Source organism: Porphyrobacter sp. MBR-155, assembly GCF_040547625.1.
Classification (GTDB): domain Bacteria; phylum Pseudomonadota; class Alphaproteobacteria; order Sphingomonadales; family Sphingomonadaceae; genus Erythrobacter.
The window spans coordinates 105,395-120,404 of the sequence record NZ_JBEPQB010000002.1; the positions used below are offsets into that span (position 1 = coordinate 105,395).

The following is a 15,010-nucleotide window of genomic DNA, read 5'->3' on the forward strand; positions in this document are numbered from 1 at the left end:
AGACCCGATAAATGACCGATATTGCCAACTTCACCCCCACCCGCCGCGCGTTGATAGCCGGAGCCGCTGGCGCGGGCGCGCTGTTGCTGATGCCGGGATGCGCCAGCACTAGCGGCGGGTTCAGCATGGTCGAAGCGGTGCGGCGGATGCTGCTGCTGGCGTCCGAAAACGCCTTTGCGCGCCTGACCGCGCCGGGCGGGTTCTGGGACGAACAGGTGGCGCGCATCGGGCTTAACCAGTTGATGGGCACGCGCGGCGATGTGCTGTCGCGCATCCTCACCTCTTCACTGGTCAAGGATCGGCTGGAAGAACGCTTTGCCAGCCTCGCCATCGAAGCCAGCTTTCGCGCCGCGCCGGTAGTAACCGATGCGGTGCGGGTGATCGGGTTTGAAAACGCGATTGATCTGGTGCGCGGCGGGCCAACCGCGGCCAGCACGTTCCTGCGCGCGGAAATGGGCAGCGCGCTGATTGATGCGATGGTGCCCGAATTGGGCGAAGCGATCCGGCTGAGCAATGATCCACTTATCGGCCAAACCATCGGCGCGCTGACCGGGGTCAATCCCGGCGATGTCGCCAGCCGTATCGGGCGCGAGGTGGATAATGCAGTATGGGGCGAAATCGCGCGCGAGGAAGCCGCGATCCGTGCCAACCCGCAGGCCACCCGCGATCCGCTTCTGATCGGGGTGTTCGGGCTGGGCCAGCGAATCTAGACCCGGCCGAATCTAGAACCGGCCGAATCTAGAACCGGTAAGTCAGCACCGTTTGCGGCACGTGGCTGATGCGCGCTGGCAGGTCGCGGCGCGGGAACACCACCAGCCAGTAATTCGCGCCCAGTTCCAGCCGGTCACTGACGCGGTAGGCGATGCCCGTCTGCGCGCGCCATTGCTCGGTCGATGCGCCTTGGTCTGCATTGCGCGATTGCAGCAGACCCAGCCATTCGCCGCCTACCTTGGCACTCCAACCGCTGCCAATCGGCTGATTATACTCGATGCGCTGGCGCAGGCGCAGTTCCACCCGGTCGGCTCCATCAAAAAACCGCTGTTCAAACCGGGTGCGTGCTTGCACCCGGCCACGCCGCACCACTGCCTGCTGGAATGACCGGATTTCGGTGTTGCCCCCGGCATCGAACACCCCGCCGCCCCCGCCGATGCGCACGCCATCGGCCACGGCTTGCAGGATCGTGAACCGGATCGTCTGCTGATCGCCCCCGCGCGCCTGTTCGCGCCATCGCTGGCTGCCATCGATGGTCAGGCTGGTGTCGCGATCAAGATCGCCGGTGACAACGAAGTATTGCCACAATTGCGTGTCTTCATCGGCGGCAATCGCTTTCGACGGTTGCCAAGCCGCAAGCATGGCGGCAAGCAGCATCGCAAAGCGTGTGGACGATCCGATCATGCGCGTTTCCTACGCCGCGTGGCCGCGTTCTGGCTACCTGCAAATTATTGGAGTGAACCCATGAAATTCTTTGTCGACACTGCCGAGATTGAACCGATCCGCGAACTGGCTGCCACCGGCCTGCTGGACGGCGTCACCACCAACCCTTCGTTGATCGCCAAATCGGGGCGCGATTTCATGGAGGTGACGCGCGAAATCTGCGGCATCGTCGATGGCCCGGTTAGCGCCGAAGTGGTCGCATTGGACCACGCGACGATGATGAAAGAGGCCGAGGTGCTGCGCAAGATTGCCGACAATGTCTGCATCAAGGTGCCGCTGACGGTGGACGGGCTGAAAACCTGCAAGGCGCTGACGGGCGAAGGCACGATGGTCAATGTGACGCTGTGTTTCTCGGCCAATCAGGCGCTGCTGGCGGCGAAAGCGGGGGCGACATTCATCTCGCCGTTCGTCGGGCGGCATGATGATAACGGGTTCGACGGGATGGACCTGATCGAGGACATCCGCCTGATTTACGACAACTACAACTTCGCCACCGAGATTCTGGTAGCATCGGTGCGCCACGTCACCCACGTCTTGCAGGCCGCCAAGATTGGCGCCGACGTAATGACCGCGCCGCCCAAGGTGATCCACGACCTGTTCAAACACGTGCTGACCGACAAGGGCATCGAAGGCTTTCTGGCCGATTGGGCCAAGACCGGGCAGAGCATTTTGTAACGCGAGCATTATTGAGGCATGGCAGACCAATCCCCGCTCGATCTGTTCAAACAGGCGCTGACCGGCGCGAGCCGCGCGATTGCGCGCGATCCGGAGGTTGAGGTCGCGTGGAGCGCCGATGTGCCCGGCGCTGCGGGCAACCGGTTCCGCGTTCCGCTGCCGGGGCGTGATCTGCCGGCCGATCAGGTGACCGAAGCGCGCGGGTTTGCGGATAGCTTTGCACTGAAACTGCGCCATCACGACGCGGGCCTGCACGCGAAATCCGCGCCGCCCGAACCGATTGCGCGGGCGTGCTATGACGCGATCGAGCAGGTGCGGTATGAGGCTTTGGGTGCCAACCGCTTCGGCGGCATCCGCGCCAATCTTGATGCCGCAACCGAATTGCGCACCGCGTCGGACAAGATCGTGCGCGCGCAGAATTCGTCCGAAGTGCCACTGCAAACCGCGCTCGCGCTGCTGGTGCGAGAGGCGCTGACGGGTGAGGCGGTGCCGGAAAAGGCGCGCGGCGGGCTGGAATTGGTGCGCGCCTTTCTGGAGGAAAAAGTCGGCAAGGATTTCGGCGCGCTGGCGGAAAAACTCTCCGATCAGGAAGCGTTTCAGAAGCTCGCGCTCGATATGCTGCGCGAACTCGATCTGACCCAGCCGAGCGACGCCCCCGACCAAAGCGATTCCGACGACGCAGACGATGATGACGGCCCCGACTACAACGAGGGCGAAGACGAAAATCAGGGCGAGGGCGATCCGCAATCCGCCGAAATGGCGGGCGACATGGCTGAAGGCGAAGGCGAGGGCGACGAATCCGCGCAGGCCGAGGCCGATGGCGATATGTCCGAAGGCGAACCGGGAGAGGATGGCGATGGCTCCGAAGCGCCGGTGCGTCCCAACCGCCCGCACGGCGACATCCCCGCCAGCGTCGATTACAAGGCCTTCACCACCCGTTTCGATGAAGAGGTCGCCGCGCCCGACCTGTGCGATGCCGAGGAACTCGACCGGCTGCGCGCCTATCTCGATAGCCAGCTGACGGGGTTGCAAAGCGTGGTGACGCGGCTCGCCAACCGGCTGCAACGCCGGTTGATGGCGCAGCAGAACCGCAGCTGGGATTTCGACATGGAGGAAGGCGTGCTCGATGCGGCGCGGCTGGCGCGGGTGGTCATCTCGCCCGGCACGGCGCTCAGCTACAAGGTTGAACGCGATGTCGAATTCAAGGACACCATCGTCACCCTGCTGATCGACAATTCGGGATCAATGCGCGGGCGGCCGATCAGCATCGCCGCGATCAGCGCCGACATTCTGGCGCGCACGCTGGAACGCTGCGGGGTGAAAACCGAAATCCTCGGCTTCACCACACGCGCGTGGAAGGGCGGGCAAAGCCGCGAGGCGTGGCTCGCCGATGGCAAGCCGGCCAATCCGGGGCGATTGAACGACCTGCGCCACATCATCTACAAACAGGCCGACGAACCCTGGCGCCGCGCGCGCCGCAATCTTGGCCTGATGATGCGCGAGGGGTTGCTGAAGGAAAACATCGACGGTGAGGCGCTGATCTGGGCGCACAGCCGCCTGCTCTACCGCCCCGAAGAACGCCGCATCCTGATGGTCATCAGCGACGGCGCGCCGGTGGACGATTCGACGCTATCGGTGAACTCGGCAGGCTATCTGGAAGCGCACCTGCGCAGCGTGATCGAGTGGATCGAGAAGGTGTCCCCGGTGCAGCTGGTGGCGATCGGGATCGGGCATGACGTGACGCGATATTACCGCCGCGCGGTAACGATCATGGACGTGGAACAGCTCGGCGGCACGATCATGGAGCAGCTGGCGGAGTTGTTCGAGGATGAGAAGGGTGTGAAGGGGCGGGGGCGGTGAAGCGTGATATGGATCTTGTTCGGGACATCCTAATTTGGATGGAGTCGCAGCCAGATGATCGGTTTTCGCTGCAACAAGTCCTCGTTGATGGGAAAACTTCGATGACGCGTGAAAAATTTGAAACCGTGGTGCATCATGTTTTGCTATTAGAAAGTGGAGGCTACATTCACCAACCTCAGAGGCATTATTATGGGATGACTTGGGAGGGGCATGAATTTCTAGATAAGGTTCGTGACCCGGAGATTTGGCGAAAAACAAAGGCAGGTGCCACAAAATTGAATACATGGAGCGTGAAGCTTCTTGGCGAATTGGCAACTGGCTACATCAAGGCGAAAGCGGTTGAATTGGGATTGCCGCCCTTTTGAGTTTCTATGACGCGGCTGCTCGTAACACCGCAGCTTCCTTGCCCCAATCACACAAAGTATGATATCTGCATACGCATGAGCAAACTCGAACGCATCACCGTCACCATGCCCGCCGAAATGGCAGCCAAACTGCGCGCGGCGGTGGAGGAGGGCTCCTACGCCACCTCCAGCGAAATCGTGCGTGAGGCCGTGCGGGCGTGGGTCGACAAGGAAGAACGGCGTGAAGCGGCGCTTTCCACCTTTCGTTCCGAGATTCAAAAGGGGCTGGCTGGCCCCTTCCGCGACGGTGAGACCGTGATGAATGAACTGCGCGATTATGTCGGCAAGCTGGTGCAGGAACAGACCCACGACGAAGCGGCATGAAATACCGCGTTTCTGACGAGGCGCAGCGCGACCTCGTAGGTATCGGTCAGCACATCGCCCAAGATAATCCTACGCGGGCCTTGTCATTTATCGATGAAATGACAGCGAAATTCCGCCTCGCGGCAGATCGCCCACTATCATTTCCGGCGCGGGAGGAGTGGCACCCCGATTTGCGCTCAGCCTTGCATCGACCATACATCATCGTATTCCGCGTCGCCGATGATCATGTCGACATAGTGCGTGTCTTCCACGGTGCGAGAGATATTCCGAACTTGCTTTGAATGGGATTACAATGAACGTTACCGAAGCCGTTACCACCCGCCGATCAATCCGCACTTTCCTCGATAAGCCGGTTGATCTGGCCACCATCACCCGCGTGATGGACAAGGCCCGCTGGGCCGCATCGGGGTGCAATTATCAGCCGTGGGAAGCCAGCATCGTGACCGGCCAGCCGCTCAAGGATTTGCAGGCCAAACTCACCGCCTCCGCGCCGCAAGCCGCCGAATATGATTGGACCGCGCCCGGCACCGAAGATGCCTACAAGCAGCGCCTCAACGCGGTTTCGCGTGAGATGTTCGGCGCGATGGGCATTGCCCGCGACGATGGTGAGGGGCGGATGAATGCGATGATGCGCAATGCCACCAGCTTTGATGCGCCTGCGGTCATGTTCGTCTATTTCCCGCGCCTGATGAAAGAACCGCAATGGTCGGACACCGGCATGTGGCTGCAAACCATCGCGCTGCTGCTGCGCGAGGAGGGGCTGGATAGCTGCTTTCAGGAATATATGGCGCTCTATGCCAATGTGATCCGCGAGTTCCTCGGCCTCGATCACGAACGCTATATGTTATTCTGCGGCATGGCGATCGGCTACCGCGATCCCGATGCGCCGCTCAACAATTTCGAGCGTGAGCGGGTGCCGCTGGAAAGCCAAGTGAAGTTCATCGGGTTTGCGTGAGCCGCCGTCACCCCAGCGAAAGCTGGGGTCTAGGGCCGCACACAATGACCTCGCCGCCTGAGATCCCAGCTTGCGCTGGGATGACGGAATAGGGCAAAGGCCGCCCATATGACCGACCTCAAACTGTTCAACTCGCTCACCCGCAAGCTCGAACCCTTCACCCCCGTCCACCCGGGCGAGGCGCGCGTCTACACCTGTGGGCCGACGGTCTATAACTACCCGCATATCGGCAATATGCGCGCCTATGTGTTCGCCGATGTGCTGGGGCGGACGCTGAGCTGGAAGGGGTATACACTCACCCACGTCATCAACATCACGGACGTGGGCCACCTTACCGACGATGCCGACGCGGGCGAGGACAAGATGGAGAAGATGGCTGCGGAAAAGGCGCAGTCGATCTGGGACATCGCCGAACATTACAAGCAGGCCTATTGGGCGGACGTGAAGGCGCTCAACATCCGCCAACCCGCGCAGTGGACGGTCGCGACCGATTACGTCGTGCAGATGATCGAATTTGCGCGAGGCATCGCGGACAAGCATTGCTACGAGCTCGACAGCGGGCTCTATTTCGATGTGTCCACCGTGGCCGATTACGGACGCTTGGCCCGCGCCGTGACCGAAGACGGAGAGGGCCGGATCGAAAGCGTCGAGGGCAAGCGCAACGCGGCTGACTTTGCGATCTGGCGCAAGACTCCGCCCGGAGAGACGCGGCAGATGGAATGGGACAGCCCGTGGGGCCGGGGCGCGCCGGGCTGGCATCTTGAATGTTCGGTGATGAGCGGCGAAGTGCTCGGCTTCCCCTTCGATATCCACACCGGCGGGATCGACCACCGCGAAATCCACCACCCCAATGAAATCGCGCAGAATCAGGCGCATTGCTGCACCAATGGCCTAGACGACCCGAAGAATTCGGGCGCCAAAATCTGGATGCACAACAACTTTCTGGTCGAACGCCGGAAGGATTCAGGGGGGGGCAAGATGTCGAAGTCGTCAGGCGAGTTCCTGCGGCTGCAATTGCTGGTGGACAAAGGCTACCACCCGCTGGCCTACCGCATGATGTGCCTGCAGGCGCATTACCGCAGCGAGCTGGAGTTCAGCTGGGAAGGGTTGGGCGCGGCGCTGACGCGGCTGAAGCGGATGGTGATGGCGCTGGCCAAGTGGCAGGCAAAGCACGATGAACAAGGCGGCCCGGTCTATGGCGATGCGTGGGAGCGCAACAGCGACACTGTCGCCCTGATCGAACGTTTCGATGCCGCCGTGGCCAATGATCTGAACACGGCGGACGCTTTGACCGTGATCGATGAATGTCTCGGGCTAAAGGGGGACAGCAATTCTATCATGTCGGCGGTAAGCCGGATGGATATGGTTCTCGGCCTTGGCTTGTTCGACCTCACCCGCGCCGACCTGCGCATCCGCCCCAAGGCGGCGACCATCACCGAGGCCGAAATCGAAACCGCGCTCGCCCGCCGCAAAGAGGCGCGCGCCACCAAGGACTTCGCCCGCTCCGACGCGATCCGCGATGAACTTGGCGCGGCTGGCGTCGAAGTGATGGACGGCGACCCGCTCGGGTGGGAGTGGAGGCTGTGAACCCCATTCCGTCACCCCGGCCCCCGAGCCGGGGTCCCGCTGCCTTCAACCGCGTTAGAAAAAAAGCGGGACCCCGGATCAAGTCCGGGGCGACGATAGGGGAAAAAGACCAATGACCATCCTAGCCATCTCCGGCCTGATCCGCCCGATGCTCGAAAGCCGCCTCCCCGAAGGGCTCGACGTGCGCTGGTTCATGACCCCCGAACAGGCGATGGACGCCGTTGCCGATGCGGAAATCGGCTGGTTCGACATGAACGATCAGGCCGCGATGGCGCAAACCCTGCGCGCGGCGAAAAAGCTCAAATGGCTCAATTCGATCTACGCAGGCCTCGATTTCCTGCCGTTGGACGTGCTGATCGAGCGCGGGATCACCGTCACCAACGGGGCCGGGATCAATGCCATCACCATCGCCGAATATGTGGTGATGGGGATGCTCAATATCGCCAAGGGCTACCGCGACGTGGTGCGAGCGCAGGAACGGCGCGAATGGCTGCTCGACAGCCCCGGCAAGCGCGAATTGGCGGGATCGAAGGCGTTGCTGCTCGGCTACGGCGCGATCGGCAAGCTGATCGAGCCGCGCCTCGCCGCGTTTGGTGTCGATGTCAGCGTGGTGCGCCGGTCGGGCGGGGATGGCACCTTGCGCCCCGACGAATGGCGCGCGCGGCTTGGCGAGTTTGACTGGATCATCCTTGCCGTGCCCGCCACGCCCGAAACCGAAGGCATGATCGGCGCAGGCGAACTGGCGGCGATGAAATCGGACGCGGTGATCGTCAACATCGCGCGCGGATCTGTGATCGATCAACCCGCGCTGGTGGATGCGCTGTCCGCCAAGGCGATCGGGGGCGCCTTCCTCGACGTGACCACGCCCGAACCGCTGCCTGCCGATCACCCGCTATGGGCGCTCGACAATGCGCATATCACCATGCACCTGTCAGGCCGGGCGCAGGACAAGATGTTTATCCGCTCCGGCGACCGTTTCCTGGATAACCTCGGCAAATATCTGCGCGGAGAGCCGGTCGCCCCGGTGTTCGACCCGCGGCTGGGTTATTGAAACTGGGACATATCTGCTGCTCAAGTCAGCGTTTCGGGATGATCCTCAGTTCATAGGGGATGAACAGGAGTACCTCGCCCGGTCCAGACTGCGCCCATTGCACCGGCATATTGAGCCCGGTCAGTTCCACGCCATAGCCATCGCCAAGCACTTCGGCCTGCCGTTTTGCATCATCTGCCACCAGCGCAACGATCTGCGATCGGTAGCTGTCCGGTCCGACGATAGAGAGGGTGGGGTCTTCAAGTACATCCATCTGAGCTCGGCCAACCTCCGGAACACCTTCGACAAATGCCTTTATCGCCGCCTGCGCCTGCGCCACCCCGCGTGTCCCGAGCGGGGCTTTGACCAGAAAGTCGATCCGTTCGCTGTCCGGTCTGCGGTCGTTGATCAGTTCCAGTTCGTCGGCATTCTCTGGCGTCAACCGTGTGAGAATGTAGTCGCCTGTGGCCAGTTCCACGCCTTGCTTGTCAGCCGCCCGGATTGCGTTGGCCAGCATGGAGCGGATTTCCTTTTCACGTCGATCAGGATCGCGAGAGTCGCCGCGAATGGTGACCTGCTGGACGAGGAAATCGGCCTTGCGTCGGAGGCCGACGGCGGGCCGAAAGTCGGAGTAATCATCCTGATCAACGCGTGATGCGGTAACGACGATTTCCTGCTGATGGAGATCCTGCGCTGCTAGCGGTGCCGCAATTGCCGTGGCGAGCATAGCGAAAATCAGCCGACGCATCGCAAATCTCCTTTTGGTTTCGTCGGTTTATCCGGCAAGCGGAGATCATGGTCAAGCAGTCCGCGCTCACCCGTCCTCCAGCAGCAGCAACACCGCCGTCACCTCCAACCGCTCCATTGCGCCGAAGCGGTGGTCGACGCTGGTGATCGTGGCATCGGCCACCAACTGTCCGGGGATCGTGAATTCGTGATCGGGCAGGCGCTCGATCAGTTCTTCGCCGTGGGCCACGGCCTCGGCCCCGCAGAACTCCAGCACCACTTCGTGGCGCGTGCCGGAAAAGGTGATCGAGGCCCAGGCCTTTTCCTCATGCGAGATCAGCGTGCCCGCGCCGTCGGTCAGCGCCATCAGCGCGCTGCGCACGCGGTCTGCGGTGGTGCGGCGGGCGCGCAAGGCGGGGGCGGGTTCAGGGGCGGGTGCGGATTTGACCTCGATATCACCGAAATCGGCAAAGATGTGGGCGAAGGGATCGCGTAAAGATTCGGTCAGCATCATGCGGCCTCCTTCATCTGATCGGCGACCCGGTCAGCATAGCCCTGCATCCATGCGCGGGTGCGCAATTCGGTATCGGGACGCGCGATGCGCCCCATCCGAAGGTCGAGCACAAAGCGCGGGTCATGGGCGGCGAGCCGCCCGAATTTGGTGGCGGGCATGGCGTGTGTCCGCAGGAAGGTTTCGATGGTCCGAAGCAGCATGGTTTGCGTCCCTGTTGAATGCTTGGCGTTGGGCGGGCATTGGGCGAATCGCTCAATGTTCCTTAAATGTTCCAGCTGAAATCCTACTTGTCTAGGAAAAATCCTTCGTGTAGGATGTTTCCATGAAAAAAGCCGATCAAAACCATGGTGAGAGCCCCGCTGGCCCGCGCGCCCGGCTGCTGGAACTGGCGCAGGCGCGCGGGGTGAGCCTTGCTGCGCTGTCCGAAATGCTGGGGCGTAATCCGTCCTATCTCCAGCAATTCATTCGCAAAGGTTCGCCGCGCAAGCTGGAAGAACAGGACCGCGCCACACTCGCGCAGTTCTTCGGCGTGGGGGAGGAGGAATTGCGCGATGTTAAGGATAATTCCTATATCGCGCCACTCAAGCCGCGCGAATCGGGCGCGTGGGTGGATGTGCCCCGGCTTGATCTGGGCGCGGCGGCGGGGCCGGGCCGGGTACCGGGAAGCGAAGCCGCGTTCGACACCTTCCGCTTCTCACGCCGCTGGCTGGCCGAACACGGGCTCGAACGCGCGCAGCTATCCGCGATCACGGTGGAGGGGGATTCGATGGAGCCGTTGCTCAATAATGGCGATGAGATTCTCGTCGATTGCGCGCCGCGCCCATTCCGCGACGGCATCCATGTGGTGCGGCTGGGCGAAACGCTGATGGTCAAGCGCGTGGCGAGCACGGGCGCGGGACGGGTGGCGCTGCTATCGCAGAACCTCGCCTACCCGCCGGTCGAGGTGGCGGCGGACGAGGTGGTGATTATCGGGCGGGTTGTGTGGAAGGGGGGGCGGGTGTGATGCCTGCGCCTGTCAGTCCAGGAGATAGGGCATATGCTTGCGCATGTAGCCCTCGGACACGAGTTCAGCCTCACCAATATCGTGGTAGGGCATTTTCGCGGTCTGTGGTGGGATCGGCCGGGCGAACATGTTTCGCGGAAAGCGGGGATCGTGGCCCAACTCTGCTAGCAGCTTAGGGCGTTCCTCTTCCCAGCCCGGCTCCAATCCGATGCCGTGCTCCGGCCATGTCCTTTGCTTGTCCAGTTCGCAAAGTCGGTCAATGATACGATTGATGCCGCGCTGTCTGCTGCGATAGGGCTCAGGCATATCTTCAGGAGGCAACACCCCTCCCGTGAGGCGATTTTTCCCGTTGGACTGCGCCATGAAGATTGCGAGCGCCGTCACGCGGTCCATGCGCTCCTGCTCCACAAGCCAGGCCATAAAGTCTTCATTCTCGACGCCGAAGATGACCATCGAGAGGGCCACCACGTGCCAGATGAGAGGGTCGCCCCTCTGTTTCACCCATGCCATGTCGTCGGCGTTCGTGAAATCGAGCGAATCGCGCAGTGGTGAGGATCCCGGTTCGCTCGTCGATTTCCTGCCAAACATGGTTCAGACTCCTGTAATTCGGACAGAAGATTGCACGACACGGGTTAAAATCGCGTGACTTGCCAGTCCGGCTGCGAAGACTATCTTGCGCGCATGATCGACACCGCCAAGCCGCTGCCCCCCCAAAGCCTACCCATGCGCGCCGCGATTATTCCGGTAACGCCGCTCCAGCAGAATTGCTCGCTGATCTGGTGCACCAAGACCATGCGCGGCGCGCTGGTTGATCCCGGCGGCGATCTCGACAAGCTCAAGGAAGCCGTCGCCAAGGCTGGCGTGACGCTCGAAAAACTGCTCGTTACCCACGGGCATCTCGACCATTGCGGGCAGGCGGGGATGCTGGCCGAGGAGTTGGGCCTCCCCATCGAAGGCCCCCACCCCGATGACCGTTTCTGGATCGAGCAATTGGATGATGACGGTGCGCGCTGGGGGATGGTCGCCAAAAGCTTTGAACCGGCCCGCTGGCTCCAGCAGGGCGACACGGTGACGGTGGGCGAACTGACTCTCGACGTGATCCACTGCCCCGGCCACACCCCCGGCCACGTGGTGTTCTACCACGCGCCCAGCCGCTTCGCGATTGTCGGCGATGTCTTGTTCCAGGGCAGCATCGGGCGGACGGACTTCCCGCGCGGCAATCATCAGGATCTAATTGTTTCGATCACCCAGCGGCTCTGGCCGCTCGGCGAAGACGTGATGTTCATTCCCGGCCACGGCCCGACCAGCACCTTTGGCCGCGAGCGCAAGACGAACGCGTTTGTGAGCGACTACGCCTTGTCCTGAATGATCGTCATTGCGAGGTGCCGAAGGCGCCACGGCAATCCAGAGCGTAACGCGAACTGCTCTGGATTGCTTCGCCTGCGGCTCGCAATGACGGGGTGTTACATCACCCCCGCTGCCACCAGCGCCGCGACCACCGCCAGCCCCAGCTGGGTCAGCATCGTGGTGAGCGTGCCGATCATCCGGCCGACCTTGGCGTTGCCGCCGTCCATCCCGAACCCGTGCGCCACCCGGCCGATAAAGTATGCCGCCGCAACGTAAGCCAGCCACCAGCTGCCTGCGCCCGCCAGTTCGATTGCCGCGATCAACACCAGCACAAACGCAGTGTTTTCGACATAGTTCAACTGCGCGCGCATCCGGCGTTGCAGCGGCTCGCTGCCGCCGTCGCCCACGCTGATGCCGAGCGCGGTGCGCAGTGCGCCGATGCGGATCGACAGCCAGATATTGAGCACAGCGGCGGCCGCGGCGGCGGCGAGTGTGACTGGAAGCACGGTCATGGTAAGATCCCCTCGTTATTGTGCCGAGCGTGCTAGGCGCGCGCAGGGCGGGTTGCAACGTGCGAATTTTCAGCTATAGCGCGCCCCTTCCCGCCGCTGCTGGCCAAGGAATGCACGCATTTGCTGCGGCTTGTGCGCTCGCTTCCCTTGCCGTAGAGGCGACCTTTCGAGAATCACGGCGCCCGGTGGCGCGATCAAACGCATTTAGTTGAGGAATTGGTGCCGCCATGGCTGTCCCCAAAAGAAAAGTATCCCCGCATCGTCGTGGCAATCGCCGTTCGCACGATTCGCTGCCGGTTGAAGCCTTCGGTGAATGCTCCAACTGCGGTGAATTGAAGCGCCCGCACAATATCTGCGGACACTGCGGCCATTACAACGGACGTCAGGTTGTTGCTGTCGGCTGATTGCCGGTGGCCCTCACCATAGACCGGAAGGAAGCGCAATGAGCCTCCCGCGTATCGCTGTTGACGCGATGGGCGGCGATGTAGGCGTGCGCGTGATGGTCGAAGGCGCCGCGCTCGCCCGCCGCAAGCATGAAGGTTTCAACTTCCTGCTGGTGGGTGATGGCAAGCGCATCGAAGCGGCGCTCGCCGACCATCCCAATATGCGCGGCGCTTCGGAAATCCTCCATTGCGAAGACGTGGTGGGCGGAGACGAACTGCCGAGCCGCGCGATCCGCCGGGCCAAGACCACTTCGATGGGCCTCGCCGTCAACGCCGTGAAAACCGGCGATGCTGGCGCTGCGGTCAGCGCGGGCAATACCGGCGCGCTGATGGCGATGAGCAAGATTGCGCTGCGCACCATGCCGGGGATTGATCGCCCCGCGCTCGCCGCGATCATGCCGACCTTGCAGGCGCATGATGTGGTGATGCTCGATCTGGGCGCCAATACCGAAGCCGATGCGCGCAATCTGGTGCAATATGCGGTGATGGGCGCGGCCTATTCGCGGATCGTCAACGGCTTTGAAAAGCCGGTCGTCCGCCTGCTCAATATCGGCACCGAAGAAATCAAGGGCACCGAAGAACTGCGCGATGCCGCCGCGATGCTGGTCGCCGCCTGCGCCCGCGAAGATGGTGGACTGGCGCTGGTGTTCGATGGCTTTGTCGAAAGCGACAAGATCAACCGCGGTGAAACCCATGTGGTGGTGACCGATGGCTTTTCCGGCAATATCGCATTGAAAGCGATCGAAGGTTCGGCGCGGTTCGTGACCGACCTGTTGAGGCAGGCGTTTACCTCCTCGCTGCGGTCGAAGATCGGGTTCCTGGTTTCGCGTCCGGCAACCGAATTGCTGAAGCATCACCTTGATCCCAATAATCACAACGGCGCGGTGTTCCTTGGCCTCAACGGCGTGGTGGTGAAAAGCCACGGCAGCGCCAATGCCAATGGTGTGGCCCATGCGGTCGCAGTGACGGCGCGGCTGCTTGAAAACAAGCTGACCGAACGGATCGCGCATGATCTTGCAGCCTTGGGCGAAGGCGCACTCAGCCGCAATGGGCGTTCCAGTGCCGCCAAAACCAGCGAGCCGGACGCGTGAACGGTTCGCGTATTATAGGCACGGGATCGGCACTGCCGCGCCGGATTGTGACCAATGCCGAACTGGCCGAGCGGGTTGATACCTCGGACGAATGGATCGTCGAACGCACCGGAATCCGTCAACGCCATATCGCCGAACCTGATGAGACCACCGCGACGCTGGCGACCGCTGCCGCGCGCGCTGCGCTGGCCGATGCGGGGGTGGATGCCTCCTCAATCGGGCTGATAGTGCTGGCCACGGCAACGCCCGACAATACTTTCCCCGCCACCGCAACCAAGGTGCAGGCTGCATTGGGATGCCGCGGCGGGATTGCGTTCGATGTCGCGGCGGTGTGTTCGGGCTTTCTTTACGCGCTGGCGACCGCCGATTCGCTGTTGCGCACCGGGATGGCCAAGCGCGCGTTGGTGATCGGCGCGGAAACCTTCAGCCGCATTCTCGATTGGGAAGACCGTACCACCTGCGTGCTGTTTGGCGACGGGGCAGGCGCGGTCGTGCTCGAAGCGCCGGACGCGGATGCGGGCGGCAGTGATGCGCCCGGCATCCTTGGCACCCGGCTCCATGCCGACGGGGCGTGCCATGATCTGCTGTATGTCGATGGCGGGCCTTCGACCACGCAGACCGTCGGCCATGTGCGGATGCGCGGGCCTGAGGTGTTCCGCCACGCGGTCGTCAACCTTTCCAGCGTTCTTAAAGAAGTGCTTGAAGAAACAGGCATTTCATCGGACGAAATCGATTGGGTCGTGCCGCATCAGGCCAATGCCCGGATCCTTGATGCCACCGCAAGGAAGCTTGGCATTTCGCCGGACAAGGTGGTGGTGACCGTGGATCGCCACGCCAATACCTCGGCCGCATCGGTGCCGCTGGCGCTCGATACAGCGCGGCGCGATGGGCGGATCAAGCCCGGCGATCTCGTCATGCTCGAAGCGATGGGCGGCGGCTTTACCTGGGGTGCCAGCCTGATCCGCATGTGATTGGGACGCGGGTAAGTGTCCCGTTCGCTGACACAATTGCTGAAAACTCAACATTCGGTTCGGCATCGCATTGCGAAACCGCCGAATATTTGTAAGATATCGGTCTTTAACGGGGTCGCACCGCTAGGGAGAAA

Annotated in this window: 20 protein-coding genes; 14 read left to right on the forward strand and 6 right to left on the reverse strand. The window is 62.3% G+C overall.

Translation table 11 applies throughout. The annotated features are described in order from the left end of the window. Positions 1 to 11 precede the first annotated feature (11 nt). On the forward strand, positions 12 to 710 hold the full coding sequence (locus ABIE62_RS02270) for a DUF4197 domain-containing protein (RefSeq protein WP_354323194.1): 699 nt from the start codon (positions 12 to 14) through the stop codon (positions 708 to 710). A 28-nt stretch (positions 711 to 738) separates the two neighbouring features. On the opposite strand, the gene ABIE62_RS02275 is transcribed toward ABIE62_RS02270, so the two are convergent. Further along, entirely contained in the window at positions 739 to 1,395 is a 657-nt protein-coding gene (locus tag ABIE62_RS02275; protein WP_354323196.1) for a DUF2490 domain-containing protein, read from the reverse strand. A 60-nt stretch (positions 1,396 to 1,455) separates the two neighbouring features. Between ABIE62_RS02275 and fsa the strand changes: the two genes are divergently transcribed. The 8 genes from fsa (at position 1,456) to ABIE62_RS02315 (ending at position 8,290) form a co-directional block, all read left to right on the forward strand. Continuing rightward, positions 1,456 to 2,109 carry a fructose-6-phosphate aldolase gene (gene fsa / locus ABIE62_RS02280; protein ID WP_354323197.1) on the forward strand — a complete coding sequence of 218 codons (654 nt, stop codon included), beginning with the start codon at positions 1,456 to 1,458 and terminating at the stop codon, positions 2,107 to 2,109. Between the two features lie 18 nt (positions 2,110 to 2,127). Next, positions 2,128 to 3,969, forward strand: a complete 1,842-nt coding sequence (gene cobT, locus ABIE62_RS02285; protein ID WP_354323199.1) for a cobaltochelatase subunit CobT — start codon at positions 2,128 to 2,130, stop codon at positions 3,967 to 3,969. Continuing rightward, positions 3,966 to 4,334 carry a DUF2513 domain-containing protein gene (locus tag ABIE62_RS02290; RefSeq protein ID WP_354323201.1) on the forward strand — a complete coding sequence of 123 codons (369 nt, stop codon included), beginning with the start codon at positions 3,966 to 3,968 and terminating at the stop codon, positions 4,332 to 4,334. The genes cobT and ABIE62_RS02290 overlap by 4 nt, the downstream gene beginning before the upstream one ends. A 75-nt stretch (positions 4,335 to 4,409) precedes the next feature. Next, positions 4,410 to 4,697, forward strand: a complete 288-nt coding sequence (locus tag ABIE62_RS02295; RefSeq protein ID WP_354323202.1) for a ribbon-helix-helix domain-containing protein — start codon at positions 4,410 to 4,412, stop codon at positions 4,695 to 4,697. After that, positions 4,694 to 4,978, forward strand: a complete 285-nt coding sequence (locus ABIE62_RS02300; RefSeq protein ID WP_354323204.1) for a type II toxin-antitoxin system RelE/ParE family toxin — start codon at positions 4,694 to 4,696, stop codon at positions 4,976 to 4,978. The genes ABIE62_RS02295 and ABIE62_RS02300 overlap by 4 nt, the downstream gene beginning before the upstream one ends. An 11-nt stretch (positions 4,979 to 4,989) precedes the next feature. Next, entirely contained in the window at positions 4,990 to 5,652 is a 663-nt protein-coding gene (locus tag ABIE62_RS02305) for a nitroreductase (protein ID WP_354323206.1), read from the forward strand. 108 nt (positions 5,653 to 5,760) lie between these two features. After that, complete coding sequence (cysS, locus tag ABIE62_RS02310; protein ID WP_354323208.1) at positions 5,761 to 7,239, forward strand: cysteine--tRNA ligase; 1,479 nt, start codon at positions 5,761 to 5,763, stop codon at positions 7,237 to 7,239. A gap of 112 nt (positions 7,240 to 7,351) precedes the next feature. Then, positions 7,352 to 8,290: a D-2-hydroxyacid dehydrogenase gene (locus ABIE62_RS02315; protein ID WP_354323210.1), complete on the forward strand. Its 939-nt coding sequence runs from the start codon at positions 7,352 to 7,354 to the stop codon at positions 8,288 to 8,290. A 25-nt stretch (positions 8,291 to 8,315) separates the two neighbouring features. On the opposite strand, the gene ABIE62_RS02320 is transcribed toward ABIE62_RS02315, so the two are convergent. The 3 genes from ABIE62_RS02320 to ABIE62_RS02330 form a co-directional block, all read right to left on the reverse strand. Beyond that, entirely contained in the window at positions 8,316 to 9,017 is a 702-nt protein-coding gene (locus ABIE62_RS02320; RefSeq protein WP_354323212.1) for a TonB-dependent receptor, read from the reverse strand. A gap of 66 nt (positions 9,018 to 9,083) precedes the next feature. After that, positions 9,084 to 9,509, reverse strand: a complete 426-nt coding sequence (locus tag ABIE62_RS02325) for a hypothetical protein (RefSeq protein WP_354323213.1) — start codon at positions 9,507 to 9,509, stop codon at positions 9,084 to 9,086. Further along, the gene (locus tag ABIE62_RS02330) at positions 9,506 to 9,709 is read right to left on the reverse strand and encodes a hypothetical protein (RefSeq protein ID WP_354323214.1); all 204 of its coding nucleotides are present in this window, start codon (positions 9,707 to 9,709) and stop codon (positions 9,506 to 9,508) included. The genes ABIE62_RS02325 and ABIE62_RS02330 overlap by 4 nt, the downstream gene beginning before the upstream one ends. Before the next feature lie 122 nt (positions 9,710 to 9,831). On the opposite strand from ABIE62_RS02330, the gene ABIE62_RS02335 reads away from it, so the two are divergent. Continuing rightward, the gene (locus ABIE62_RS02335) at positions 9,832 to 10,512 is read left to right on the forward strand and encodes a S24 family peptidase (protein ID WP_354323215.1); all 681 of its coding nucleotides are present in this window, start codon (positions 9,832 to 9,834) and stop codon (positions 10,510 to 10,512) included. A gap of 12 nt (positions 10,513 to 10,524) precedes the next feature. Here the strand turns inward: ABIE62_RS02335 and ABIE62_RS02340 are convergent, their stop codons facing one another. Beyond that, the gene (locus ABIE62_RS02340) at positions 10,525 to 11,100 is read right to left on the reverse strand and encodes a hypothetical protein (protein ID WP_354323216.1); all 576 of its coding nucleotides are present in this window, start codon (positions 11,098 to 11,100) and stop codon (positions 10,525 to 10,527) included. A gap of 135 nt (positions 11,101 to 11,235) precedes the next feature. Between ABIE62_RS02340 and ABIE62_RS02345 the strand changes: the two genes are divergently transcribed. Further along, positions 11,236 to 11,877: an MBL fold metallo-hydrolase gene (locus ABIE62_RS02345; protein WP_354323584.1), complete on the forward strand. Its 642-nt coding sequence runs from the start codon at positions 11,236 to 11,238 to the stop codon at positions 11,875 to 11,877. 98 nt (positions 11,878 to 11,975) lie between these two features. Here ABIE62_RS02345 and ABIE62_RS02350 read toward each other — a convergent pair whose 3' ends face one another. Continuing rightward, positions 11,976 to 12,371: an MAPEG family protein gene (locus ABIE62_RS02350; RefSeq protein WP_354323218.1), complete on the reverse strand. Its 396-nt coding sequence runs from the start codon at positions 12,369 to 12,371 to the stop codon at positions 11,976 to 11,978. A gap of 227 nt (positions 12,372 to 12,598) precedes the next feature. Between ABIE62_RS02350 and rpmF the strand changes: the two genes are divergently transcribed. The 3 genes from rpmF to ABIE62_RS02365 are packed head-to-tail and all read left to right on the forward strand — an operon-like array spanning position 12,599 to position 14,876. Further along, positions 12,599 to 12,775 carry a 50S ribosomal protein L32 gene (gene rpmF, locus ABIE62_RS02355; RefSeq protein ID WP_354323220.1) on the forward strand — a complete coding sequence of 59 codons (177 nt, stop codon included), beginning with the start codon at positions 12,599 to 12,601 and terminating at the stop codon, positions 12,773 to 12,775. A 38-nt stretch (positions 12,776 to 12,813) separates the two neighbouring features. After that, positions 12,814 to 13,905, forward strand: a complete 1,092-nt coding sequence (gene plsX, locus ABIE62_RS02360; RefSeq protein WP_354323222.1) for a phosphate acyltransferase PlsX — start codon at positions 12,814 to 12,816, stop codon at positions 13,903 to 13,905. Further along, the gene (locus tag ABIE62_RS02365; RefSeq protein ID WP_354323224.1) at positions 13,902 to 14,876 is read left to right on the forward strand and encodes a beta-ketoacyl-ACP synthase III; all 975 of its coding nucleotides are present in this window, start codon (positions 13,902 to 13,904) and stop codon (positions 14,874 to 14,876) included. The genes plsX and ABIE62_RS02365 overlap by 4 nt, the downstream gene beginning before the upstream one ends. Positions 14,877 to 15,010: the final 134 nt, after the last annotated feature.